19 protein-coding genes are annotated in these 22,843 nt (G+C 69.1%); 5 read left to right on the forward strand and 14 right to left on the reverse strand.

All coding sequences use genetic code 11. The features are described 5' to 3' along the window. The first annotated feature begins 4 nt into the window (after positions 1-4). Entirely contained in the window at positions 5-1,891 is a 1,887-nt protein-coding gene (locus K4L06_RS04070) for a beta-galactosidase family protein (protein WP_255594980.1), read from the forward strand. 390 nt (positions 1,892-2,281) lie between these two features. Here the strand turns inward: K4L06_RS04070 and K4L06_RS04075 are convergent, their stop codons facing one another. The 7 genes from K4L06_RS04075 to K4L06_RS04105 all read right to left on the reverse strand — a co-directional run bounded on the left by K4L06_RS04075 (position 2,282) and on the right by K4L06_RS04105 (position 5,691). Then, a complete protein-coding gene (locus tag K4L06_RS04075; protein WP_221670176.1) occupies positions 2,282-2,797 on the reverse strand; it encodes a nuclear transport factor 2 family protein in 516 nt (171 codons plus the stop codon). Between the two features lie 84 nt (positions 2,798-2,881). Further along, positions 2,882-3,154 carry a hypothetical protein gene (locus K4L06_RS04080; protein ID WP_221670177.1) on the reverse strand — a complete coding sequence of 91 codons (273 nt, stop codon included), beginning with the start codon at positions 3,152-3,154 and terminating at the stop codon, positions 2,882-2,884. 113 nt (positions 3,155-3,267) lie between these two features. Next, positions 3,268-3,579 carry a hypothetical protein gene (locus K4L06_RS04085; RefSeq protein WP_221670178.1) on the reverse strand — a complete coding sequence of 104 codons (312 nt, stop codon included), beginning with the start codon at positions 3,577-3,579 and terminating at the stop codon, positions 3,268-3,270. 189 nt (positions 3,580-3,768) lie between these two features. After that, entirely contained in the window at positions 3,769-4,698 is a 930-nt protein-coding gene (locus K4L06_RS04090; protein ID WP_221670179.1) for an ADP-ribosylglycohydrolase family protein, read from the reverse strand. Beyond that, positions 4,695-5,075 carry a cupin domain-containing protein gene (locus K4L06_RS04095; RefSeq protein WP_221670180.1) on the reverse strand — a complete coding sequence of 127 codons (381 nt, stop codon included), beginning with the start codon at positions 5,073-5,075 and terminating at the stop codon, positions 4,695-4,697. Before K4L06_RS04095 ends, K4L06_RS04090 begins: the two co-directional genes overlap by 4 nt. 50 nt (positions 5,076-5,125) lie before the next feature. Continuing rightward, on the reverse strand, positions 5,126-5,332 hold the full coding sequence (locus tag K4L06_RS04100; protein ID WP_221670181.1) for a twin transmembrane helix small protein: 207 nt from the start codon (positions 5,330-5,332) through the stop codon (positions 5,126-5,128). Then, complete coding sequence (locus tag K4L06_RS04105) at positions 5,329-5,691, reverse strand: hypothetical protein (RefSeq protein WP_221670182.1); 363 nt, start codon at positions 5,689-5,691, stop codon at positions 5,329-5,331. Before K4L06_RS04105 ends, K4L06_RS04100 begins: the two co-directional genes overlap by 4 nt. A 237-nt stretch (positions 5,692-5,928) precedes the next feature. On the opposite strand from K4L06_RS04105, the gene K4L06_RS04110 reads away from it, so the two are divergent. After that, entirely contained in the window at positions 5,929-7,347 is a 1,419-nt protein-coding gene (locus K4L06_RS04110) for a PLP-dependent aminotransferase family protein (RefSeq protein WP_221670183.1), read from the forward strand. Here the strand turns inward: K4L06_RS04110 and K4L06_RS04115 are convergent. After that, on the reverse strand, positions 7,265-7,729 hold the full coding sequence (locus tag K4L06_RS04115; protein ID WP_221670184.1) for an MmcQ/YjbR family DNA-binding protein: 465 nt from the start codon (positions 7,727-7,729) through the stop codon (positions 7,265-7,267). The two genes, K4L06_RS04110 and K4L06_RS04115, sit on opposite strands and share 83 nt — an antisense overlap. A gap of 66 nt (positions 7,730-7,795) precedes the next feature. Continuing rightward, positions 7,796-8,203 carry a GFA family protein gene (locus K4L06_RS04120; protein WP_221670185.1) on the reverse strand — a complete coding sequence of 136 codons (408 nt, stop codon included), beginning with the start codon at positions 8,201-8,203 and terminating at the stop codon, positions 7,796-7,798. A 129-nt stretch (positions 8,204-8,332) separates the two neighbouring features. On the opposite strand from K4L06_RS04120, the gene K4L06_RS04125 reads away from it, so the two are divergent. Continuing rightward, positions 8,333-9,277 carry a WYL domain-containing protein gene (locus K4L06_RS04125; RefSeq protein ID WP_221670186.1) on the forward strand — a complete coding sequence of 315 codons (945 nt, stop codon included), beginning with the start codon at positions 8,333-8,335 and terminating at the stop codon, positions 9,275-9,277. A 120-nt stretch (positions 9,278-9,397) separates the two neighbouring features. Here K4L06_RS04125 and K4L06_RS04130 read toward each other — a convergent pair whose 3' ends face one another. The 5 genes from K4L06_RS04130 to K4L06_RS04150 form a co-directional block, all read right to left on the reverse strand. Next, positions 9,398-11,821, reverse strand: coding sequence for a S8 family serine peptidase (locus K4L06_RS04130; RefSeq protein WP_221670187.1), 2,424 nt, complete (start codon positions 11,819-11,821; stop codon positions 9,398-9,400). 536 nt (positions 11,822-12,357) lie between these two features. Beyond that, on the reverse strand, positions 12,358-14,409 hold the full coding sequence (locus tag K4L06_RS04135) for a GMC family oxidoreductase (RefSeq protein ID WP_221670188.1): 2,052 nt from the start codon (positions 14,407-14,409) through the stop codon (positions 12,358-12,360). Further along, positions 14,406-14,897: a hypothetical protein gene (locus tag K4L06_RS04140; RefSeq protein ID WP_221670189.1), complete on the reverse strand. Its 492-nt coding sequence runs from the start codon at positions 14,895-14,897 to the stop codon at positions 14,406-14,408. The genes K4L06_RS04135 and K4L06_RS04140 overlap by 4 nt, the downstream gene beginning before the upstream one ends. Positions 14,898-14,907: 10 nt before the next feature. Continuing rightward, the gene (locus K4L06_RS04145) at positions 14,908-16,233 is read right to left on the reverse strand and encodes a hypothetical protein (protein WP_255594982.1); all 1,326 of its coding nucleotides are present in this window, start codon (positions 16,231-16,233) and stop codon (positions 14,908-14,910) included. A 488-nt stretch (positions 16,234-16,721) separates the two neighbouring features. After that, positions 16,722-17,666, reverse strand: a complete 945-nt coding sequence (locus K4L06_RS04150; protein WP_221670190.1) for an AraC family transcriptional regulator — start codon at positions 17,664-17,666, stop codon at positions 16,722-16,724. 546 nt (positions 17,667-18,212) lie between these two features. Here K4L06_RS04150 and K4L06_RS04155 point away from each other — a divergent pair. Together K4L06_RS04155 and K4L06_RS04160 are read left to right on the forward strand one after the other, a co-directional pair. Continuing rightward, entirely contained in the window at positions 18,213-21,413 is a 3,201-nt protein-coding gene (locus tag K4L06_RS04155) for an efflux RND transporter permease subunit (RefSeq protein ID WP_221670191.1), read from the forward strand. Continuing rightward, complete coding sequence (locus tag K4L06_RS04160) at positions 21,410-22,552, forward strand: efflux RND transporter periplasmic adaptor subunit (RefSeq protein WP_221670192.1); 1,143 nt, start codon at positions 21,410-21,412, stop codon at positions 22,550-22,552. The genes K4L06_RS04155 and K4L06_RS04160 overlap by 4 nt, the downstream gene beginning before the upstream one ends. The last annotated feature ends 291 nt before the right edge of the window (positions 22,553-22,843 follow it).

The raw sequence follows: 22,843 nt of genomic DNA on the forward strand, positions 1-22,843 counted from the left end.
ACGCATGCCGTCGATGTCCGTTTCGCGCTCTCTCGCCGCAGCCCTGCTCGGGCTGGCCCTCGCCCTGCCGGCCCAGGCCGCGGCCGCACCGCGCTTCGCCATCGACGGCGACCGCTTCCTGCTCGACGGCAAGCCGCACCTGATCCGCTCCGGCGAACTGCACTATCCGCGCATCCCGCGCGCGTTCTGGCGCGAACGCCTGCGCCAGGCCAAGGCGATGGGCCTGAACACCGTCACCACCTACGTGTTCTGGAACCTGCACGAACCCGAGCCCGGCCGGTTCGACTTCAGCGGCGATCTGGACATCGCCGCGTTCGTGCGCACCGCCGCCGAAGAAGGCCTGGACGTGATCGTCCGTCCGGGCCCCTATATCTGCACCGAGCTCGACTTCGGCGGCTATCCGGCCTGGCTGCTGCGCACGCCCGGACTGCGCGTGCGCAGCATGGACCCGCGCTACCTCGCCGCGGGCGAGCGCTACCTGCGCCGCGTGCACCAGGAACTCGGCCCGCTGCTGAGCACGCGCGGCGGCCCGATCCTGATGATGCAGGTCGAGAACGAGTACGGCTCCTACGGCCGCGACCGCGACTACATGGCCACCGCCAAGCGGCAGATGATCGAGGCCGGGTTCGACCTGCCGCTGTTCACCTCCGACGGCGCCGGCCCGCACTACTTCGAGGGCGGCCCGCTGCCCGGGGTCACCGCGGTGATCAACTTCGACGGCGACGTCGCCGATGCCGAAGCCTCGTTCGCCCATCTCAAGGCCTTCCGTCCCGACGGCCCACGCATGGTCGGCGAGTACTGGGCCGGCTGGTTCGACCACTGGGGCGAGCAGCACCACACCACGCCGCCGGAACGCGCCGCGCGCACCGTCGGCTGGTTCCTCGAGCGCGACATCTCCTTCAACCTGTACATGTTCCACGGCGGCACCAGCTTCGGCTGGATGGCCGGCGCGAACTACAGCCGCGACATGCCCTATCAGCCCGACACCACCAGCTACGACTACGACGCGCCGGTCGACGAGGCGGGCCGGCCGACGCCTAAGTACCACGCCCTGCGCGAAGTCATCGGCCGCCATCTGCCGGCCGGCGAAACCCTGCCGCCGCTGCCGGCGCCGGCCGCGACGACCGTCGCGGTGCCGCGTTTCGCCCTGAGCGAATCGGTGTCGCTGTGGGACGCGTTGCCGGCGCTGAGCCGGCCGGTATCGGCGCAGCTGCCGCGCACGATGGAAGACCTGCAGCAGAACTACGGCTTCGTGCTCTACCGCAACACCGTGCCGGCCGGCGCGCAGGGCAAGCTCAGCGTCGACGAAGTGCGCGACTATGCCAACGTGTTCGCCGACGGCAAGCCCGTGGGCACGCTGGACCGGCGTTTCGGCGAACGCGAGCTCGAAGCCGGCCTGAAGCCGCAGCAGCGGCTCGACCTGTTGGTCGAGAACATGGGCCGGATCAACTTCGGCACCCGCCTGGACGAGGAACGCAAGGGCATCACCCGTTCGGTCGCGGTCGGCGGCCGCGCGCTGTACGACTGGAACCACTACCCGCTGCCGCTCAGCGACCTGTCCGGCCTGCGCTACGCCAAGACCGGCGCCGGCGCGCCGGCCGGCCCGCGCTTCTGGCGCGGCGGCTTCCAGCTCGAGCGCGTCGGCAGCACCTTCCTCGACACCCGCGGCTGGGGCAAGGGCCACGTCTGGGTCAACGGCCATCACCTCGGCCGCTACTGGAAGATCGGCCCGCAGCAGACCTTGTTCGTGCCCGCGCCGTGGCTGCGCCCGGGCCGCAACGAGGTGGTGGTGTTCGAAGTCGAAGGCGGCGCCGGCGCGCGCAGCCTGCAGGGGCTGACCGATCCGGTGTACGCGACCGATCCGGATGGGTTGAAGCCGGTCAGGCGTTGAGGCGACGGCGACGCAAGCCGTCTCGCTACGTCTCGTTGTCCGATGCGGGTTCGTCGCGACTGCGCAGGCAAGAGCAAATCCCCCCTACCCCCCTTTTCCAAAGGGGGGAACTGCGGTTGCGAGGCGAGCGCGAAACACCGCCGAACGCAGGCTGTTTGCTCAGTTCTCCCAGCAAATTCTCGACCACCCCGCCTTCGCCCTTCCCCCCTTTGAAAAGGGTGAGAGCGTGCGCTTGCGAACCGCAGGTTCGCGCACGATCGAACGCCAGCAGGCTATGCCTGCTGGCCGGACGGGCAGGGGGATTTGCTGTTGCTGTTGCTGTTGCTGTTGCTACCACCACCGCAATAAACCATCGCCCGCCAAACCGCGCAGCCGCACTCCGCGATACGCCTACTCCGACGGCGACGAAGGCCGATGATCGAAACTCAGCACCCTCGCCAGCCGCCAGGCGCCGTTCTCCTGCTTCCACAGATGCACGAACTGGGCCACTTCCGAGCCCGGCTCGCCCTTGCGCGCGAACACATGGCGCCCGATCTGGATCGCGCCGTAACCCTTCATCGGATAGACCTCGAGACTTCCGGGCACCAGGCTGCGGGTGACGCCGTTGTCGCGAGGGCACGACTTCAAAGTCCGAACGGCCTCGCCGACCTCGGCTCCGGTCCGGTCGTGATAGAACTCCGCGTCGGCGGTGAAGATCGCCCGGAACCTGTCCGCATCGCAGGCCACGAAGGCGGCGTCGAACAGTTCCGCATCCATCCGAGCAAGCTCATCGAACAGTTGGCGCGACCGGGTCGTGTCCTGCGCCCAGCCCAGCGAGGCCCATCCGATCAACAGCGCCCCGAGGATTCGAGCGTGCCGGCGGGCGTTACCGGAACCGGAACATTCCAGCGTGGCGAGTTCGCGCATGGCAGTCCTTGTCGGCGTTTGACGAATGAATTGGCTGAGGCGCACAGCGGCGCCGGCTCGATCGACCTGTTATGCGCGGATCGGCTAGCGAGCGACTGACCATGCTCCAGACTCGCGCATGAAAATCACCGCCGCTTCTCGTTCCGTGTCGTCGACGTGGCGATATCTAACCCTGAACGTCTGTGCCGCCACCTCATCCTCGTCCAGGCGCGCCACAACGCCGATACAAGAAGCATTGCAATGCTTCTGAAAGAATTCGGCGGCATCCGCTTCGGTCCTGGACCGCTGCGAACACCCCTGCATCCCCGAAACGGTCAGCGCCAACAGCAGGGCAAGTACATGGAGTTGCAACTGCATCGGTAAGCGGTCCCAAACCTGAACTCGGCTGCGCCGGGAATGCGTCCAATTCGATCGAACCGTTCCGCGCCCGCCCGATCTGGTTAGCGCACGGACGACGGCCGGCGTTTTCATCAATCGTCGCCCCCATCCCACCCGTCCGGCGCGTCACTGGAGCCGCGCGATCCTATTTTCGCGAGCCAGACGGCGTCATCCGCCGCGTCGTACCTGCTCCAGTTCCGCAACTGGATCGCGGCTAATACGCACAGCAGGCCAGATCCCAGCGCCAGCCAGAAAATCCATCTCGGCACGGAACCTGCGACCGGGTGCGCGACGATCGCAAGCACGCTGCCGATCAGGACGAGCGCTCCCACGCCGAAAACGGCCGCCCACCGCTGGCGGTGCGAGGTGGCCTCCTTGCTGGCCTTGGCTGGACGAGCATCCACTCATCTCTCCTTGCCGCTTGAGATCCATCCATCCCGGCATCGGGACCTTGCGCGGAGTGTAGGGCAGAATTTTGCGCGCTTCCAATCGAAATATTCGCCCGCCTAATCAATAGCTTGCGCATCGGGGCGATGAGCAGTCCGAGCCTTGGGCGGCGCTCCTGCCAGCCGCGCATCCCCAACAGCGCGAACTCAACCTGCCGCCGGCGCCTCCGCCAACGCCAGCAACCCCAAGGCCATCGCCTCGATCTCTTCCCGCATCGCCAGCCGCTCGCGCCAGGCCGCTGGGATCGCCCCCACGCCGTAATAGGCGCCGGCCAGCTGGCCGCAGATCGCCGCGGTGGTGTCGGCGTCGTCGCCGAGGTTAGCCGCGCGCAGCACCGCCGAGGCGTAGTCGTCGGTGTGCAGGAAGCACCACAGCGCCGCCTCCAGCGAATGCACGCTGTAGCCGGTGCCGGCGATCTCGTCTTCGCGCTTGCCGGCGTAGTCGCGCGCGTGCAGCGCAGCGATCGACGGACTCTGCGGCGCGGCCATCGCCGGGGTCAGCACCGCCTCCTTGCCGGCGCCGAGCAGGGCCGCGCGCAACTGCATAGCGAACAGGCGCGAGGCGTCCAGCGCCTCGGCCGCGCCGTGGGTGGTGCGGGTCGATTCGGCGGCGTAATGCAGGCAGGCCTGGGCGTCGGCGCGATAGGCCATCGGTACCGGCGCCAGCCGCATCAGCGCGCCGTTGCCGGCCGCGCGCGACCCCGGGTCGCCGGCGTAGGGATCGCCTTCGCGCAGATAGCGGTCCAGCGCCGCGCCGACGGTCATGCCGATATCGAAGCAGTCGCCGGTGCTGCTGAGGTAGCCGTGCGCGCGCCAGTTGCAATAGCGGTTCATCTGGTCGCGCGCATCGAAGCCGCGGCAGTGGATCAGGCTGGCGCCCAGGCACAACGCCATCGAGGTGTCGTCGGTCCACTGCCCGGCCTGGAGCCGGAACGGACCGCCGCCGATCATGTCGCGCAGCGGCGCGAAGCTGCCGCGCGGGCTGAACTCGACCGTGGTGCCGACCGCGTCGCCGCAGGCCAGGCCGAGCAGGCAGCCCAGGTAGCGTTCGCGCATATCCGCACGCTGCGCGCTCATGCGGCCTCCGGATCGAGGTCCTGGTAGCACTCGGGCGCGAAACGCGGGGTGCAGATCGCCGCGAACAGCAGATCCTCGTCGCCGATGTTGGCGATGCGCTGCGCCACGCCGGGCGGAATCACCACCACGTCGCCGGCGCCGACCTCGACCGGCGCCAGATCGCCGATCTCGGCGCGGCCGCGGCCGGCCAGGATCAGGTAGCGCTCGGTGGTGCCGAGCAGGCGGTGCAAGCGGGTGGTCGTGCCCGGCTCGACCCGGGCGCGCGCGATCGATGCCTGCGCGTCGTCGGGATGGTTCCACCACTCCAGGATGTGGCAGCGCTCCTGGAAGTAATACTCGGCGTGTTCGTCCTGGCGGACGATGCGGGCGTCGGTCATCGCGGGGCTTCGGCGCGGGCGGGCCGACAGCTTAGCCCGCGCCGCGCGACTCAGGCGCCGACGCCGTGCGGCTGGACCACGCCGGTGGCGATGCCGACCACGACCAGGGCGATCAGCGCGATCGAGAAACCGATCCGCCGGGTCAGCGCATTGACCGTGCGCTTGCTGCTGCCCTTGTCGACCAGCATGTAGTACAGGCCGGCGCCGAGGTTGTAGAGGATCACCGCCATGAACGCGGCGACGAACAGGGTTTTCATGGTTCGACCTTGCCCGCGAGCGGGCGCGAGGAGAAAGGGACGGCCGCCGCCGCGCGACGGCGCAGCCAGCGCCAGCGCAGGACCAGCGCTGCGGTCATGACCGCGAGGAACAGGCCGTAGGCGACGGAGGTCGCCAGCACCTGCTTCCAGATCGCGCCGGCGTGCGGATCGGCGTTGTAGAAACCCCAGTGCATGCCCCAGCCGGTGGCCAGCGTGGCCAGGACCAGGCTGGCGCTGTCGAAGACGGTGCGCGCGCGCCCGCGCGGCTGGCGCGGGTAGGCCCAGAACAGCCAGGCCAGGATCGAGAACCAGGGAATGAACAGGATCAACGCCAGGTTGAGTTCGACTTGCGGGTTCATGGCGGAAGGACGATTCGCACAGCTTTTGCTGCGGGAGCCACTATCCGCCAGCCAGATCAGATGGCGTAGACTCAGTTTCCGAGCAAAAAACCGGATCAGTCTCTTAGGAAGGCGAGAATCGGGAATGGGGAATCGGGAATCGGAGTGGCCAAAGCCGAAGCGGCTTGGCTCTCCCCGACCTTCGAGTCCCGGCTTTTCCGATTCCCCATTCCCGATTCCCCATTCCCGGCCGCCAACATGAAGCGCTACCAAGCCCTGGCCGACGACCTCGCCCGCTCGATCCGGCAAGGGCTGTTGCGGCCGGGGCAGCGGCTGCCGTCGGTGCGCCAGACCAGCGCGGCGCGCGGGTTCAGTCCGGCGACGGTGTTCCAGGCGTATTACCTGCTCGAAGCCCAGGGGTTGGTGCAGTCGCGGCCGCGTTCGGGCTATTACGTGCGCGCGGCGGCGCGGCCGCTGCCGCCGGAACCGGACGCGGCCTCGGCGCCGGACGGCGAGTCGCGGCCGGTCGATGTCAGCGCGCTGGTGTTCGAGGTGCTGGAATCGGCGATGGCGCGCGAGGTCGTGCCGCTGGGCTCGGCCTTCCTGAGCCCGGCGCTGTTTCCGCTGGCCCGGCTCGGCCGGGCGATGGCGCACGAGGCGGTGCACCTGGACCCGCGCAGCACCGTCGACGACCTGACCCCCGGCAAGCACGAACTGCGCCGGCACATCGCCCTGCGCTACCAGGTCGAAGGCATCGGCCTGGGCGCGGGCGACCTGGTGATCTGCAACGGCGCGATCGAGGCGCTGAACCTGTGTATCGCCGCGACCACCCGCCCCGGCGACGCGGTGCTGGTCGAATCGCCCTGCTTCTATGTCGCCCTGCAAACGCTGGAACGGCACGGCCTGCGCGCGGTGGAAGTGCCGACCCATCCGCGCGAGGGCATCGACCTGGGCGCGCTGGACGCGGCGATCCGCCGCCACGCGCCGAAGGCCTGCTGGCTGATGACCCGTTTCCAGAACCCGCTCGGCGCCAGCCTGCCCGAGGCCAAGACCCGCGAACTGGTCGAGTTGCTGGCGCGGCACGAGCTGCCGCTGATCGAGGACGACGTCTACGGCGAGCTGCACTACGGCGCGCAGCGTCCGCGCCCGGCCAAGGCCTTCGACAGCCGCGGCCTGGTGCTGCACTGCTCGTCGTTCTCCAAGACCCTGGCGCCGGGCTACCGGATCGGCTGGACCGCGCCGGGGCGCTATGCGCAGCAGGTGGCACGGCTCAAGCTGACCAACACCCTGGCCACCTGCGTGCCGGCGCAATTGGCGATCGCCCGCTATCTGCAGCGCGGCGGTTACGAGCGCCATCTGCGCGCGCTGCGCAAGACCCTGGCCCAGCAGCAGGCCGCGTACCTGGAAGCGGTGGCGCGCCACTTCCCCGCCGGCACCCGGGTCACGCGCCCGGACGGCGGTTATTTCCTGTGGATCGAACTGCCGCCGGACCGCGACGCGCTATGGATCCAGCGCCAGGCCGCGCAGCGCGGGGTCAGCATCGCGCCCGGGCCGATCTTCTCCGCCCACCGCGGTTACCGGCATTGCCTGCGGCTCAACTACGGCCACCCGCTCGACGAACGGGCGGAGACAGGCTTACGAGTCTTGGCCGAGCTTTCGGCGGCGCGACCGGGCTGAGCCGCTCGCGCTGCGCTTCGTCGGCATCGACCAGCGCCTCGGCCTGGCGCTTGCGGCTGAGGTTGCCGAGCGCGCGCCGATACGACCAGTCGACCAGTTCGGCCAGGTAGTCCTCCGGCAGGCGACGCACCTGGACGATCGTGACCCAGTGGTGCCGGCCCATGAACCGCGCCGGCTTGGCGCCGGGCATGTCGGTGAGCTCGACGAAGCGTTCCGGGGTGACCTTGATGCTGAAACGCCAGCGCTCGGGCTCGCTGGTCTTGAAGTAGGCGAAGAACTTGCCGCCGACGCTGTAGACCAGGATGTTCGACGGCGCGGCGTGCAGGGTCTCGACCGCGCCGGGATAGGCGCGGCACCAGCGTTTGAGGGCTTCGGTATCCATCGGCGAAGGGCAGGCGGCGTGGCGCGCCAGGGTCGCACGCGCGCGTGCGCGCGGCGAGCCCGGCGGTCACATATGCGCGGTGACCGCGGGCGTTTCGAACCAGTTGTTGTGCAGCCCGTCCATGAAGCGCACCGGCGCCGCCGCCAGCACCGCGTGGTCGACGTCCAGGCAGGCGACGTTGACCGCGTAGTACTTGCCGCCGAGCACGTCGAGCTCGCCGCTGCCGAAGGCATGGACGCCGCAATGCTTGCAGAACTGGTGGTGGCCGCTGAAGGTGCCGAACTGATAGTCGCCCATGTCCTCCGGCTTGCCGGCGAGCAGGCGGAAGGCCTCGGGCTTGGCCAGCGCCGTCCACTTGCGCAGCTTGGTGCAGATCGAGCAGTTGCAGCGCGAGGTGCCTGCCTCGAGGTCGAGGTCGACTTGGTAACGGATCGCGCCGCAGTGGCAGCTACCTTGGTAGGTCTGGACGGTCATGGCTTGGCTCCGGGATTCGGGATTCGGGATTCGGGAAGGAAAAGCCGGGGGGCGGCGCGTTTCCGGGTGAGTGCAGAATAGCCCCTATCGAGGACAGGATATGTCCTCAATCGTCGTTAGACTGGGCCCATGCTCAAGACCTCCGCCCGCCTCCTGCGTCTGCTCTCGCTGCTGCAGCAGCGCCGCCACTGGACCGGCAACGAACTGTGCGAACGGCTCGAAGTCGACGGCCGCACCGTGCGCCGCGACGTCGACCGCCTGCGCGAACTGGGCTATCCGATCCAGGCCTCGGCCGGGGTCGGCGGCGGCTATCAGCTCGGCGCCGGCGCCTCGATGCCGCCGCTACTGCTCGACGACGACGAAGCGGTGGCGATGGCGGTGGCCTTGCGCAGCGCCACCGCCAGCGTGGCCCGGATCGAGCAGACCGCGCTCGGCCTGCTCGGCAAGCTCGACCAGCTGATGCCGGCGCGGTTGCGGCGGCGGATCAGCGCGCTGTACTCGGTGACCGTGTCGCTGGCCCAGGACGAGCCCGGCCCGGACGTCGACACCCTGACCGAGCTGGCCGGCGCCTGCCGCGACCGCCAGACCATCGAACTGGAGTACCAGGACCGCGGCGGTCGCGCCAGCCGGCGCACGATCGAGCCGCTGCGCCTGGTCAGCAGCGGCCGGCGCTGGTACCTGCTGGCCTGGGACCGCAGCCGCGAGGACTGGCGCCTGTTCCGCGCCGACCGCATCCAGAGCCTGCGCTGCGGCGCCGGCTTCGCCCCGCGCGAGTTTCCCGAGGACGTGGCCGGCTACGTCCAGCGCAGCCTCAGCCAGGGCATGACCGGCGACGTGCTGCGCGCGCGTCTGCGCGGTTCGGCCGAAGCGCTGGCGCCGAGCCTGCCGCCGTGGTGCGGCGTGCTCGAACACATAGACGAGCACAGTTGCCTGCTGCACGTGCGCGGCGAGACGGCGGAGGATTTCATCGCCCTGCTGGCTCTGACCGGGGTCGAATTCGAGCTGATCGGCGCCGAAGAACGCCTGCCGCAGCTGCGCGCCGTGGCCGAACGCCTGGCGCGCGCCCTGGCCTGAAGCCGGCCCATCCGCGGTGCCGATGCGCTGCAAAAACGATGCCCGCCTTGCGGGCGGGCATCGTCCGGACCGGCGCGCGGATCCGCGCCGCTGTCGCGGCGCGGTCCGCCGAACGCGGGCTTACTGCGCGGCGGCGTTGGAGCAGGCCGCGTCGTTCTCCTCGTGCAACACGTCGTAGCTCTTCTGTCCCGCCGGCAACGGATTGGCCTGCGCCGGCAGCAGAGCGCGATAGGTCGGGTCGTACAGCGCGGTCAGGAAGCAGGCCTGCGACTGGGCATGGAACTTCAGCCGGCCGGTGCCGTAGCTGCTGTCGAAACCGGCCGCGCCCAGGTCGTTGCCGCCGGTGCCGGCCACATAGGCCAGCGAGTCGTACACCGACCCGGTCAGGCTGACGTTGCGTTGCCGCACCGCTGCCGTGTGAGCGGCGCGCTGGGCGTCGGTCGGGTTGGCCGGCAGCACCGGCACGGTGGCGTTGGTCAGCTGGCGCTGATGCTGCAGGCCGAGCAGGGCCAGCGCGGCCACGTGCGGAGTCGCCGAGGAGGTGCCGTTGAACTCGTTGTCGCCGTAGGACACCGTATCGACGTTGGCGAAGTTGGCCATGTCGGGCTTGGCGTTGCCGGCCGCCTGTCCGTTCGGACGCGCGCCGCCGGCGGCCAGCACCGGCCCGCGCGAGCTGTAGGCCTCCAGGTTCGAGGTCGCTGCGTCCAGCGCCGCCACCGTGATCACGCTGGCCGAGTCGGCCGGGTGAATCAGCGAGCGCTCGGCCTGGGCGTACTGCGGAGTGTAGTAGCCGCTGACCATCAGGCGCAGGAAGTTGTTCGCCCCGGCGGTCTTGCGGACGATGCGCAGACCGAACTTGCCGCCACCGGCGAAACGATTGGCGTTGAACACGCCGTTGCATTCGGCGGTGCGGGTGGCGGCCGGCGGAACATAGGAGATGCCCTCCAAAGGCGCCTGGCCTGCCCCTCCGTCCTGAGCTTCGTCGGATTGCGTCGCCACCACCCATCCCGCCGGGGTGACGATCCGGCCATTGCGACGGACCGCATCGGCCCAGCGCACCAGTTCCAGCCGATAGTCGGCGTCGGTGGCGTTGTTGGCGTTGGTCCAATCGTTCCAGCCCAGGAGCGCGCTGATGTCGTAAGCGTTCTGGTCGTCACGGCTGAAGGCGCCGACCGGAATGCAGCCGTTCAAGTTGGCGCCCAGGTTCAGCCGATTGACGTTGTCGACCCCGGCCGCGCTGAGGTCGAAGTCCTGCCGCACGTTGGCGACCGCCCCGGCGGTGCTGGCGCCGTCCCAATGCTTCTGCGCCTCGTTGCCGGCGGCGTTGAGGACCAGCACGCCGTTGCGCGTAGCCGCTTCGATGGCATCGTACAGCCCCTTAAGGAAGCTGCCGGTGCCGGTGCCATCGCCGGGCGCCCCCAGGTTGAACCCCAGCGAGGCGGTGATGACCTGCGAGCGTGGCTCGCCCAGGATCGCGTTCTGGTCGTCGAGGTTGGCCGCATCCTGGATCGCGCCGACCCAATCGGCCGCGCCGACGTTGTCGTACAGGCGCAACTTGGCTGCGGGCGCGATGTCGTGGACGATTTCGGCGACCGCGTTGCCGTGGTTGGCGAGCGGCCGATAGCCGAATACGCCTCCGCTCGACGGCGTCATGGTGATCTTGTCCGGCTCGGCGGCGGTGTTGCTCGGCCATTCGCCTTCAGCCTGCAGCGCGGCGATCTGACCTTCGACGTTGCCGAAGTGGTCGATGATCGCGATGTTCAGGCCTTCGCCGCGCAGGTCCCTGCGCAGGTTCTCGGCGATCTGCGGATAGTTGCCGAGCGAACGCAGCCGATCCAGGTCGCTCGCCGCCGCACCATCGGTGAAGACGGCGGCCTGCGATAGGTTCGCCAACGAGACCCGCGCCACCGACGGCAGGCTAGCGACCCATTCCAGGCGCGCCAGCGGCACCGCCGCTTCCAAGGCCGGCGAGCCGTTGATCTTGGTCGCCTGCAGACCGGCGGCCAGCAGGCTCTCGCGCAGCGTCGAGGTCGCGCGGTCGAGCAGACTGGGGTTCTGCACCTCTTGGTGGCTCAAGGCCAGTCCGAGGCTGACCTTGACCTTTTCGCCGTCGCGGAACCGCAAAGGAATGCCGGCCCGATCGAGCGCAGCAATCTGCGCAGCGGCACTGATCGCATGGCGCGCGGCGCCTGAGGCACCGCCTGCGCCCGCCGCGCCGCCGGCATGCCCAGGCATCGCGCTACCGGCACCTTGAGCCGTCGACGCGGCAGCGGCCGTTTGCGTCTGCGCCAACCATTGCACAGCTTCCAGCAACTGGCCGCCGCCGAGCTTGGCTTGCGCGTCGTTGCGCGGCGTCGGCGCGGTGTAGGCGACGCTGCGCAGGCCGGCGCCGGGCAGGGAACCGGAGGCCGTGGCAGCGGCGAACGCATCGCCGGGCGCGCCGAGCGCAGCCGGGCCGGCGTCGCGTTGCGAGCCGAGCAATACGGCCGCGCAGGCCGCGGCCAGGCCGAGCACGGCGAATGTCTTCTTGGAAGAGTTCTTCATTGCTTTGGATGTCCTATGCTTTGACTGCCGGCACGAAACGACGCCGCCGACGGATCACCGCGGCAGATCTGTTCCGGTTGTGGGAACCTCGAAGGGAGCGGTCCGGCGCGAGGCGTTTCGAACCGGCTCATGGAATCAAACGTGAGCCGCGATCCACTCCCCTACCGCGACTTCGGATCTTGCATAGAACCAATCGCAATGACGGCGCGCGTGGGGAGATGCCGCGAACCTGCGTTGGCCGCGAACGGACGATCCGGATAACGCGGCGCGCGGACGGCCATCGCGACGCCGTTGCGCGGCGTCGCGATGGCGTCGAAATGCGAATTCGCGGCGGCCCGCGCCGACGGCGGGAATCTGCGCGCGCAAGTTCCGGGCGAAGCCGACACGGCGCATCGCTTTCATCCGGCCGTCCGCCGGACGCAGCGGCAAAACGCCGATACGGGCGCATGCGCCCGCGTATAGACGCACCGTCGCGGGCGCTCGCGCGATCGGCGCGACGGGCGTCGCCGGCCGCGCCGGCGACTCCGTCTTATCGGCTACGAGGGCCGATCCGGGGCGAAGGCCGGAGCAGTCGCGTCGGCGATGCCGGGGTGATACGAGACGTCCTCGCTCTGCGTGGACGCGAGGTCTTGCAGGATGTTGTCGGCCGCCTGCAGCGCCAGCGCGGCGATGGTCAGGGTCGGGTTGGCGGTGGCGGTGGTCGGGAACACGCCGCTGCCGACCATGTACAGATTGGAATGGTCCCAGGACTGCTGGCGCGGGTTGAGCACCGAGTCGCGCGGCGTGGCGCCCATGCGGTAGGTGCCGATGATGTGGCCGGCGCCGTAGAAGGTGAAGCGGTCGCCCTTGTACTCGAACGTGCTGGGGGTGACGTTGAAACCGTGCATCTTCACCGGACCCGGCAGCTGGGTGTATTCCTTGGCGCCGAGCGCGCCGAAGATCTGAGTCGACACTTTCTTGGCCGAGACGAAGGCCTCGCGCACATAGTTGTCGCGGATGCGATAGGTCACCGACGGCCGCGGCAGGCCGAGGTGGTCGCGCAGGTTCGACAGCTGCACGCGATTGTCCGGGTCGGGCAGTTGCTCGATCAGATAGCCCAGGCGCAACTGGCGCACGTAGATCGCATTGAGGGTCTGCACCAGCTGGGTGCCGAACAGCTTGCTGAACGCCGGCAAGGCCGGATTGAAGCGCAGCGGCTGGTTCTGCTGGTTGACCGAATCGCCGTTCAACTGGGCGTTGTTCTGGCCGAAGACGAAATCGGCCAGGGTGGTATTGGGATCGTTGGTTGCCCAGTTCCAGCCCTCGTTGCCGATCTCGATCCGGTAGGCCGCGCGCTGGCTGCGGAACGCGCCGTCGCGCAGCGCCTCGATGCCCGCGGTCGACAGCGGGCCGCGGAAGGCATAGATCGGGTCCTTGGACAGGCCCCAGGCCAGGTACATCACATGGTCCATCAGGTTGCGGCCGACCTGGTCGGAGCTGTTGGCGACGCCGCGGTTCCAGCCCGGGTTGCGGTTGGACATCAACAGCAGTTTGGGCGTCTCGATCGCGTGCGCGGCCAGCACATAGCGCTTGGCGGTCGCGGTGCCGGTGCCGGTCGCCGGTCCGGTCTGGGTGTCGTAGGTGATGTAGTCGATGCCGCTGACCTTGTCGCCGTCGAGGCGAATGTTGCTGGCCACCGACTGGTACTGGATCTGCACGTTGCCGGTCTGCAGGGCCTGAGCCAGGGTCACGGTGCCGTCGTACTTGGCCTGGATCGGGCAGATCGGGATGCAGTTGGTGTTGCCGGCGCACTGGCGGCGGTTGCCGGGACGCGAATTGCGCCCCTGCGGCGTCGGGGTGACGAACAGCGGGATATTGTCGACCTTCAGCGCGCCGACCTTCTGCGCGTACAGCGCGTCGTTCATCGATTCGATGATGCCCGGCATCGGGTAGTCGTAGTTGTCGCCGTAGACGCCGTCGGATTCGACGCCGAAGGTCTTGTACAGATCGACCATCGCCTGCTTGTCGGCGGACACCCCGATCACGTCCGCCGCCTTGCGGTAGTACGGCAGCAGCCGGCGGAAGAACTGCGAACCGCCCGGCCAGTCGACGCCTTGGCCGTACTGGCTCTTGAGCCGGAAGTCGTTGGGCAGGTTCATCAGCGACGTGCCCAACCAGTGCCAGGTGGTGCCGCCGGCGACGCGCTCGTAGGAACTGCCGAAGGCGAAGGTCAGCTCCGGGCTGTCCGGGGTGACGTTGTTGGGCTGGGCGAAGTAGGTGAAATAGCTGATTCCCGGGTCCTGCCAGGAGTTGATCTGCAGCACCGTGTAGCGCGGCGTGTTGAGGCTGGACGGATTGGGCTGGCCGAGCGCGTTGTTGGCGCCGGCCGCGCCCTGATTGACCGGCGGATACGGCGATTCCGGAGTCTTGGCGTTGGCCATGTAGAAGGTCTGCATGTATTCCTCGCGGCTCTTGGGCACCGGCGGCCCGCCTTCGAGGATCAACACCTTCTTGCCTTGCTTGCCGAGCTGGTAGGCGACGATCGAACCGGCGATGCCGGAACCGACGATCACCGCGTCGAAGCCGCCGGGAGGCGTGACGATGCTCATACCGGGTTCTCCAGGTAGGCGCTCAGCGGCGCAGGCGGCTGCGCCCAGTAGCCGTAGTGGTAGGTCGACCGGCCCATCGGGTGCGACTGCATGACCCGCCAGACCAGGCCCTGGGTGTAGCTGTCGGCCGAAATCACCTCGCTGAAGGTCTGCCCGCCCGAGGGCGAGCCGCCGTCGGTGACCGTCGGCCAGGCGCCGGCGTACCACAGGAACAGCAGTTGCCGGCACGGGAACTCCTGGTCGGGCGTCTCGGCGAACAGGATCCGCACCACCACCTCTTCGCGGTTGGCCGGATTGCCGGCGATGTGGCCGTCGATGATCCGGTAGTGGGTCAGGATGGTGGTGACCAGGCCGGCGCCGACGCGCTGGCGGAAGGTGTCCAGGTACAGGGTCTTGATGTCGTGGGTGTCGTCGGAAGGCGCGAGCGCCCCGCGCTTGAATCCGGTCAGGCCGATGCTGAGCCGGATGAAATACTCCATCTCGTCCATGGTGGGCTCCTTATTGCGCGCGCTGCAGCAGGTAGGTGAAGTCCGCCGCCAGGCCGTTGTTCATGGTGGCGTCGTTGTGGCAGTCCATGCAGCTCGACGAGACCCGCGGCACCTTGCCCTGGATGTAGGTTTCCAGGGTCGCGTTGGCGAGGAAGGTCGGCGCCGGCGTGCCGGTCGGGTCGATCGGGTTCTTCGGCTTGGTCGGCCACTGGGTGCTGATCAGCTCGTAGTTCGCCCACACCGAATTGGCGTTGGCGCTGCGCAGCAACGCCTGGTACTGGGCGTTGAGTTTCTTGGTCGAGTCGGTCAGCGGGATATCGCGCACCACCTGGGTCGGCTGGGTGCCGGTAGCGTTCGGGTTCCACGGCCGCGGCGGCGGCTGGTTGGGCAGGCAGGTGGTGCAGGTCTTGTCGTAGAAGTTGTAGTGCGGCTTGGACGGCGTATCGCCCTTGCTCGGCGCGTTGTCGACGTGCTCGAAGGTCGACCACACCCACTGCGGCGCCGAGCCGGTCTTGTGCACGATGTGCAGGCCGACCAGGCCCACCGTCTGCAGCTTGCACGCGGCGCTCACGCCTTCGTGTTCGTTCGGGTTGGTGTAGACCAGCGCCTTGATGGTGTGGAAGCGGCTGGCGTCGTCGTTGGCGCCCATCACCTTCCACGAGGACTTGATCATGATCGCGCCGACGTGGGCGTTGGTCTGCGGCTGGGCGAAATCGGCGGGCTTGTTGAAGGCCGCCTGCCCGGCCTTGCTGTACAGCCGGTCGCGGACGATGCGGTCGAACATGTCCTGGTTGGTCATGATCGCGAAGCGCACGTACTGGCCGTTCTGGTCGATCAGCGGGCCGGTCTCGAACGGCTCGGCGCTTTCGTCGAGCACGTCTGGGGTCTTGCCGACCTGGGTCAGGTTGAGCGTGCCGTCGCCGAGCCCGGCGCAGACCGCCGGCGGCGGCGTATCCTGCCCCCACGGCAGCGGCGCGGCGCCGCCGGGCAGGAAGATCTCGCGGCTCTCCTTCCAGTTCTCCCACACCGTCGGCAGGTTGGCGCCGATGGTCGCGCCGGTGTTGGGGTTGCCGTTGGCGTCGGCCGGCCAGTTCACCGCGACGAAGGTCTGCCACGACAGCAGGTCGAAGTCGTCCTGCAGGTCCTGCAGGCTGGGCTTGGTCTGCGGCACGTTGACGTCGAGCGGAATCTGCCAGCTCAGCGGCGGCAGGCTGGCGTCGGCATGGGCGCGGATGTCCGCGCCGCTCAGCCGGTCGTGCGGCTCGGACTTGACGCCGCCGTCGGCGCACCCGCCCAGGGCGAGCGCCAGCGGCGCGACGGCGGCGAACGCCGCCAATGACGATCTGCGACGGTATCGTTGGGTCATAGCGCTTCCTGCTCCTCGGTCGAGCGAAGCGAAGGCGTTCGCTTCGTCGCGGTGCAGGCAGCGTTCCGTGCCGATGCTCGTCGGCCGTTCTGCAACGGCCGACGCGGACGATGCAATGCGATCGACCGTGCCGACGAACCCGGCTTGGCTGGCGATCGCAATCGCTGGCTCCACTCGCGTCGAGCGCAGACGCTACCGATGCCAACGCGGCAAAAACGCGACACGCGCGGCAAAAGAAAAATATCTTCGCGCGGTTCGCAGAACGCGCGTTCGCGCTGTCCTGCAACGAGGATCGTTTACGTAGTCGAATCCAGCGCACACGCCGCGCGCTAGCGAACGTGGCGTCGGCGTGATCGAAGGTGAGTGCGCATCGCCGGCGCATGTGGCAGCCCGCGCAGGCCGAGCGGATACCCATGCGCGCAGCGCAGCGTAATCGCGCGCGTCGCGCGGCGCCGGGCTCAGCTCTGCGGCGCGCTGCGCGCCTGCACCACTTCCGCGCGCGGCGGCGCGCCGAACAGGCGCTTGTACTCGCGCGAGAACTGCGACGGGCTTTCGTAGCCGACCCGGTGCGCGGCGGTCACCGCCTCCATGCCGTTGACCATCATCAGCCGGCGCGCCTCGTGCAGGCGCAGCTGCTTCTGGAACTGCAGCGGCGACATCGTGGTCACCGCCTTGAACTGGTGGTGCAGCGAGGAGGTGCTCATGTGCACCTGCTCGGCCAGTTCCTCGATGCTCAGCGGCTGCAGGTAGCAGCGGCGCAGCACCGCCACCGCCTTGGCGATGCGGCTGGAGCGGCTGTCGGTGACCGCGATCGCGCGCAGGCGATGGCCGAGGTCGCCCATCAGCACGCGGTAGAAGATCTCGCGCAGCGCCAGCGGCGCCAGCACCGGCAGGTCCTGCGGCGTGTCGAGCAGGCGCATCAGCCGCAGCACCGCTTCCATCAGGATCGGATTGACCCGCGCCGCGTACAGGCCGAGATCGGCGGAACGGTCGGCGCCGCGCTCCAGCGGCGCCTGGCCGGCGTCGACCAGCAGGCGCGCGATCTCTTCCGGATCGACGTCGATGCGCAGGCACAGATAGGGCTTGTCCGGCGTCGCCTCGACCACCTGGCCGATCATCGGCAGGGTCACCGACACCACCAGGTAGTTCAGCGGGTCGTAGTGATAGGTGCGGTCGGACAGGGTTACCACCTTGCGGCCCTGCGCAACCACGCACAGGCGCGGCTCGTAGACGCTGGGCGAGCATTCGGTGGGGCTGCTGATGCGGATCAGCTGCAAGGCCTTGACCGCGGTCGGATGCAGTCCGTCGCCTTGCGTCAATCGGGCAATCCGGTCGACCAGTTCGGCCTGCGCTGCGCAACTGCCGCGCTGGGCGATGGTTTCGGCGGAAGTGTTGGCGTTCATGGCTTCCCGCGTTGGTTCCGGGTACGGCGATTATCGTGAGGAATCTGTCGTGTGACTGTGCCGGGTCGGCCAAATTGCAGAAATAGGCAACGATGCGACAGTAATGAACTAACGCCCCCGCGATTCAGGGAACTAATTTACCCCCACTCCCCCTGCGCACCCGCATCCTCGGGCCGGCGGGCGACGACCGGCATCGGGCCTCCGCCCGGCGGCGGCCGTTTCTGCCGGCGGCCCTGCGTTTCGCGCCGGCGGGAAGCCGCTTCCCCGTCGCCAGCGAGGGCCCCCACCCGCCGTCCAGCCACGCCCCGGATCCCGTCGCCGCGCCGATGCGTCCGCCTGACGGTTTTGTCAGGTACGCGTCAGTTCCGCGTCCGCATCGCGCGTCTACCCTGAGCGCAAGGTCCGCCGCGCCGCCTGCGCGGACCGTCCGGCGGACGCGTGCGGCGTCGCCCCAGCCAACCCCATCGTTCGATGCCGCGACGCTGCGCGAGCCGCGCGGCGTGCGGACACTGCGCCCCCATCCCCCGACGCCGGAATGCCTACGCGATGTGGATAGTCCAATACGCCCTCAGCCGTCGCTACACGATCGGCGTGCTGGCGATCCTGATCCTGCTGTTCGGCGTGCTGTCGGCGCGCAAGATGCCGACCGACATCCTGCCGGAAGTCGGCATTCCCTCGGTCAATCTGGTGTGGACCTATAGCGGCCTGCCTGCGGCCGACGTCGCCGCCAAGATGACCTCGTTCTCCGAGGCGGCGATCCTCAATACCGTCGACGATCTCAAGGAAGTCCGTTCGGAAACGATCAACGGCGCCAGCATCGTGCGCATCGAGTTCCAGCCCACGGTCAGCCTGGACCGCGCGCTGGTGCAGATCACCGCGGTCTCGCAGACCATCCTGCGGCGCATGCCGCCGGGCACTTCGCCGCCGCTGGTGGTGCGCAACAACGTCTCCTCCACCCCGGTGCTGCAACTGGTGCTGTCGTCCGACTCGCTGACCGAGGCGCAGCTGTACGACTACGCGCGCCTGCAGCTGCGCTCGCAGATCCAGACCATCCCCGGCATCCGCATGACCCTGCCCTACGGCGGCGCGCCGCGGCAGATCATGGTCGACCTGGACCCGGCCAAGCTGCAGACCTACGGCCTGACCCCGGCCGACGTCACCGGCGCGCTCGAACGCGGCAGTCCGACCCTGCCCTCCGGCGCGATCCGCGAAGGCCGGCGCGAGATGCAGATCTCGATCGACACCAGTCCGGCGACCGCAGCCGAATTCCTCGACATCCCGGTGGCGATGCGCGCCGGCACCGTGGTCTACGTGCGCGACGTCGCCTCGGTGCGCGACGGCGGCGCGCTGCAGACCAATGTCGCGCGCATGGACGGCTCCAGCGCGGTGTCGGTGGCGCTGATCAAGCTCGGCGGCGCCTCGGCGGTGGAGATCGTGCGCGCGGTGCGCGAGCGCCTGCCCGAGATCGAGGCCTCGGCGCCGCCGGGCACGCGGATCCACGCGATCTTCGACCAGTCGGTGTTCGTCGACAACGCGATCGGCTCGATCCAGCACGAGGCGATCCTGGTCGGCCTGCTGGTCGCGCTGGTGGTGCTGGTGTTCATCGGCTCCTGGCGCTCCAGCCTGATCGTGCTGTCGGCGATCCCGCTGGCGCTGCTGGCCTCGGTGGCGATGCTGCACCTGCTCGGCTACACCTTCAACGTCATGACTCTGGGCGGGCTGGCGCTGGCGATCGGCATCCTGGTCGACAACGCGGTGGTCGACGTGGAGAACACCAACCGCAACATCGCCCTGGGCAAGGACGTGCGCACCGCGATCCTCGACAGCGCGCGCGAAGTGGTGTTCCCGGAGATGGTCTCGACCATTTCGATCTGCATCGTGCTTACGCCCATCCTGCTGATGACCGGCCTGTCGGCCTGGGTGTTCGCCCCGCTGGCGCTGGCGGTGATCTTCGCCATGCTGGCCTCGTTCCTGCTCTCGCGCACCCTGATTCCGGTGCTGTGCTACCTGCTGCTGCCGGCCGACATCCGAAGCCGGGCCAATCCGCGCTGGGCACCGGAAAAGCTGCTGCTGGGCATCAACCACAAGGTCGAGCACGTCCTCGACTCGCTGCGCGACAAGCACCACGCCCTGCTGGTCCGGCTCGGCCACCACGGCGGCCTGCTCGCCGCCGCGGCGCTGCTGGTGTTCGCGCTCGGCGCCGGCGCGGCGATGTCGCTGGGACGCGAGTACTTCCCCCAGGTCGACGCCGGCCAGCTGCGCCTGCAGGTGCGCCTGCCGACCGGCACCCGGCTGGAGGAAACCGCGGCCAAACTCAGCCAGATCCAGCGCGAGATCCGCGCGATCATTCCGGCCGACGAGCTGCAGACCGTGTACGAGCAGATCGGCGTGCCCGACGCGATCAACCTGTCGCTGGTCGACAGCACCGTGGTCGGCTCGTTCGAGGCCGAGATCATGCTGCAGCTGCGCTCGCCGCACGCCAACAGCCACGACTATCTGGTCAAGATCCGCCAGCGCATCGCCGAGCGCTTCCCCGATGTCAAGCTGTTCGAGCGTCCGCCGGACGCGACCAGCCGGACGCTGGCCGGCTCGGCCGCGGCCGCGTTCGAAGTGCGCCTGATCGGCCGCGATGTGCCCGGCAACATGGCCCTGGCGCGCGAAATCGAACAGCGCCTGCACCAGGTTCCCGGCGCGGTCGACATCTCGCTGCGCCAGGTGCTGGACCTGCCCGAGTACCAGGTGCGGATCGACCGTACCCGCGCCGCCCAGCTCGGTCTGGACCCGCAGCAGGCCGCGCGTGCGGTGTTGGCGGTGCTCGGCTCGGCCGGCACGGTGTCGCCGGTGTACTGGACCGACACCGTCAACGCGATCGCCTACACCGTGCAGGTGCAGGCGCCGATCAACGACCTGCGCGACATCGACGCGCTGCTGAACTCGCCGTTGCGGATCGGCCCGAACGGCGAGGCGGTGTTGTTGCGCAACATCGCCACGGTGATCCCGCGCCAGGTGCCGGCCAGCATCGCCCGCACCACCTTGGCGCCGACCATCAGCGTGATCGCCAACGTGCAGGGCACCGACCTGGGCTCGGTCTACGACCGGCTCAGCGCGATCACCGGCGAACTCGATGGCAAGCTCAAGCCCGGCAACCGGATCGAGATCGTCGGCCAGGCCGGCGAAATGCAGAGCGCCTACGGCGAGCTCGCCGCCGGTCTGCTGATGTCGGCGGTGCTGGTGTTCCTGGTGCTGGTGGTCAACTTCCAGTCCTGGATCCAGCCGGCGGTGGCCATGTCCGGCCTACCGATCGCGATCGCCGGCGCCGCCATCGGCCTGTTCGTCACCGGCACGCCGCTGAGCGTGCCGGCGCTGATGGGCGTAATGATGGTGATCGGCGTATCGACCGCGAACTCGGTGCTGGTCACCAGCTTCGCCCGCAGCCTGATCGCCGACGGTCACGACCCCGAACTGGCCGCTTACGAATCCGCTGCGGTGCGCCTGCGCCCGGTGCTGATGACCGCCAGCGCGATGGTGCTCGGCATCGTGCCGATGGCGATCGGCCTGGGCGACGGCGGCGAACAGAACGCGCCGCTCGGCCGCGCGGTGATCGGCGGCCTGCTGTTCGGCACGCCGGCCACTCTGATCCTGGTTCCTTCCATCCTGGCCGTGCTCGGCCGCCGCCGCAAACCGGCCGCGCCGGTCGCGTCCGACGACATCGCCGTGCCCGCCGCCCCCGCAGGAGTCGCCCCATGAACCGCACTGCCTCCCCCGGTCCCGTGTTGCGCCTGACCGTCGCCGCCGCCGTGTCGGCGGCCCTGTTCGGCGCGCTCGCCGGCTGCAACCGCAGCACCGCCGCGACCGCGCCGGCGGCGAGCTTGCCGCAGGTGCTGACCGTCGCCGCCAAGGCTGCCGATCCGGCCTTCGAGCTGGCCCTGCCGGCGCGCGCGCTGGCCGGCGAATCGGCGCAGATCTACGCCCGCGCCACCGGCTTCGTCAGCGAGCGCAAGGCCGAACTCGGCGACCGGGTCGCCGCCGGCCAGGTGCTGGCGACGATCTCGGCGCCGGAAATCGACCAGGCGGTGCGCGAGGCGCGCGCGGTGCTGGCCCAGGCCAGCGCCGACCAGGAACTGGCCAAGGTCAACTACGACCGCGCCCAGGCGCTGATCGGCACCGGCGCGGTGTCGAAGGAGTACTTCAGCGATCGCAAGGGCCATTACGACGTCGCCGTCGCCGCGCGCAGCGCGGCCCAGGCGCGGCTGACCTCGGCGCTGGAGCGGCAGTCGTTCCAGGCCGTGCGCGCACCGTTCGCCGGGGTGGTGGTGGCGCGCAACATCGAGCGCGGCGATCGCGTGGTCGGCGATTCGGCCGCCGCCGCGGCGCCGATGTTCGAGATCGCGGTACTCGACCCGCTGCGGGTGGTGGTCGACGTGCCGCAGAACGTCGCCCTGCAGATCCGCAACGGCCTGGAAGCGGAAGTCGGCTTCGCCGAGCTGCCTGGGCAGCGCTTCAAGGCCCAGGTCGTGCGCAGCGCGCGCACGCTGTCGCGCGAAGCCGGGGCGATGCGCACCGAATTGCTGCTGCCCAACCCCGACAGCCGCATCCCCGCCGGCATGGTCGGCACTGCGCGCCTGCAGCTGCCGCGTCCGGCGCCGGCGGTGATCCTGCCGGTCTCGACCGTGATCCAGCGCGCCGCCGGCGCCCAGGTCGCCACGCTCGCTGCCGATTCGACCCTGGCCTTCCGCAGCGTCGTGCTCGGCCGCAACCTCGGCAACGACATCGAAGTGCTGGCCGGCATCGCGCCCGGCGACACGGTGGTCCTGGCCCCGAACGCGCTGCTCGCCGACGGCAACAAGGTGCAGGCCAAGCCGCTGCCGGCGGCGAAGAAGTCGTGACGCTTGCGGGCGCCGCCCTTGTCTACTCCCTGTAGGAGCGGCGTAAGCCGCGACAGCCGAAGCGACGCACGCAAGCGCCTCCGCCGAAGCCCGGATCGGCTGTTGGGCACGATCACTTCGGCGAAGCCGCGTTAATTCATCGCTTCGACTGTCGCGGCTTATGACCGGAGGAAATCCCCGTGGGACGCCGCTCCTACAAGCGCTGGTTTCGGGCTTGGATGGACGACGCAAGCGTTGAATACGCTGCGCGTCCCGTGGTCGCGGCTTGCGCCTGTCCTACCCTCCCTTCGC

Source organism: Lysobacter sp. BMK333-48F3 (assembly GCF_019733395.1).
Taxonomy (GTDB): Bacteria; Pseudomonadota; Gammaproteobacteria; order Xanthomonadales; family Xanthomonadaceae; genus Lysobacter.

Coding starts and splice junctions, on each gene's coding strand:
- K4L06_RS04070 (WP_255594980.1), top strand. CDS start 5: ATGCCGTCGATGTCCGTTTCGCGCTCTCTCGCCGCAGCCCTGCTCGGG.
- K4L06_RS04075 (WP_221670176.1), bottom strand. CDS start 2,797: ATGCGCGAACTCGCCACGCTGGAATGTTCCGGTTCCGGTAACGCCCGC.
- K4L06_RS04080 (WP_221670177.1), bottom strand. CDS start 3,154: ATGCAGTTGCAACTCCATGTACTTGCCCTGCTGTTGGCGCTGACCGTT.
- K4L06_RS04090 (WP_221670179.1), bottom strand. CDS start 4,698: ATGAGCGCGCAGCGTGCGGATATGCGCGAACGCTACCTGGGCTGCCTG.
- K4L06_RS04095 (WP_221670180.1), bottom strand. CDS start 5,075: ATGACCGACGCCCGCATCGTCCGCCAGGACGAACACGCCGAGTATTAC.
- K4L06_RS04100 (WP_221670181.1), bottom strand. CDS start 5,332: ATGAAAACCCTGTTCGTCGCCGCGTTCATGGCGGTGATCCTCTACAAC.
- K4L06_RS04105 (WP_221670182.1), bottom strand. CDS start 5,691: ATGAACCCGCAAGTCGAACTCAACCTGGCGTTGATCCTGTTCATTCCC.
- K4L06_RS04110 (WP_221670183.1), top strand. CDS start 5,929: ATGAAGCGCTACCAAGCCCTGGCCGACGACCTCGCCCGCTCGATCCGG.
- K4L06_RS04115 (WP_221670184.1), bottom strand. CDS start 7,729: ATGGATACCGAAGCCCTCAAACGCTGGTGCCGCGCCTATCCCGGCGCG.
- K4L06_RS04120 (WP_221670185.1), bottom strand. CDS start 8,203: ATGACCGTCCAGACCTACCAAGGTAGCTGCCACTGCGGCGCGATCCGT.
- K4L06_RS04125 (WP_221670186.1), top strand. CDS start 8,333: ATGCTCAAGACCTCCGCCCGCCTCCTGCGTCTGCTCTCGCTGCTGCAG.
- K4L06_RS04130 (WP_221670187.1), bottom strand. CDS start 11,821: ATGAAGAACTCTTCCAAGAAGACATTCGCCGTGCTCGGCCTGGCCGCG.
- K4L06_RS04135 (WP_221670188.1), bottom strand. CDS start 14,409: ATGAGCATCGTCACGCCTCCCGGCGGCTTCGACGCGGTGATCGTCGGT.
- K4L06_RS04140 (WP_221670189.1), bottom strand. CDS start 14,897: ATGGACGAGATGGAGTATTTCATCCGGCTCAGCATCGGCCTGACCGGA.
- K4L06_RS04150 (WP_221670190.1), bottom strand. CDS start 17,666: ATGAACGCCAACACTTCCGCCGAAACCATCGCCCAGCGCGGCAGTTGC.
- K4L06_RS04155 (WP_221670191.1), top strand. CDS start 18,213: ATGTGGATAGTCCAATACGCCCTCAGCCGTCGCTACACGATCGGCGTG.
- K4L06_RS04160 (WP_221670192.1), top strand. CDS start 21,410: ATGAACCGCACTGCCTCCCCCGGTCCCGTGTTGCGCCTGACCGTCGCC.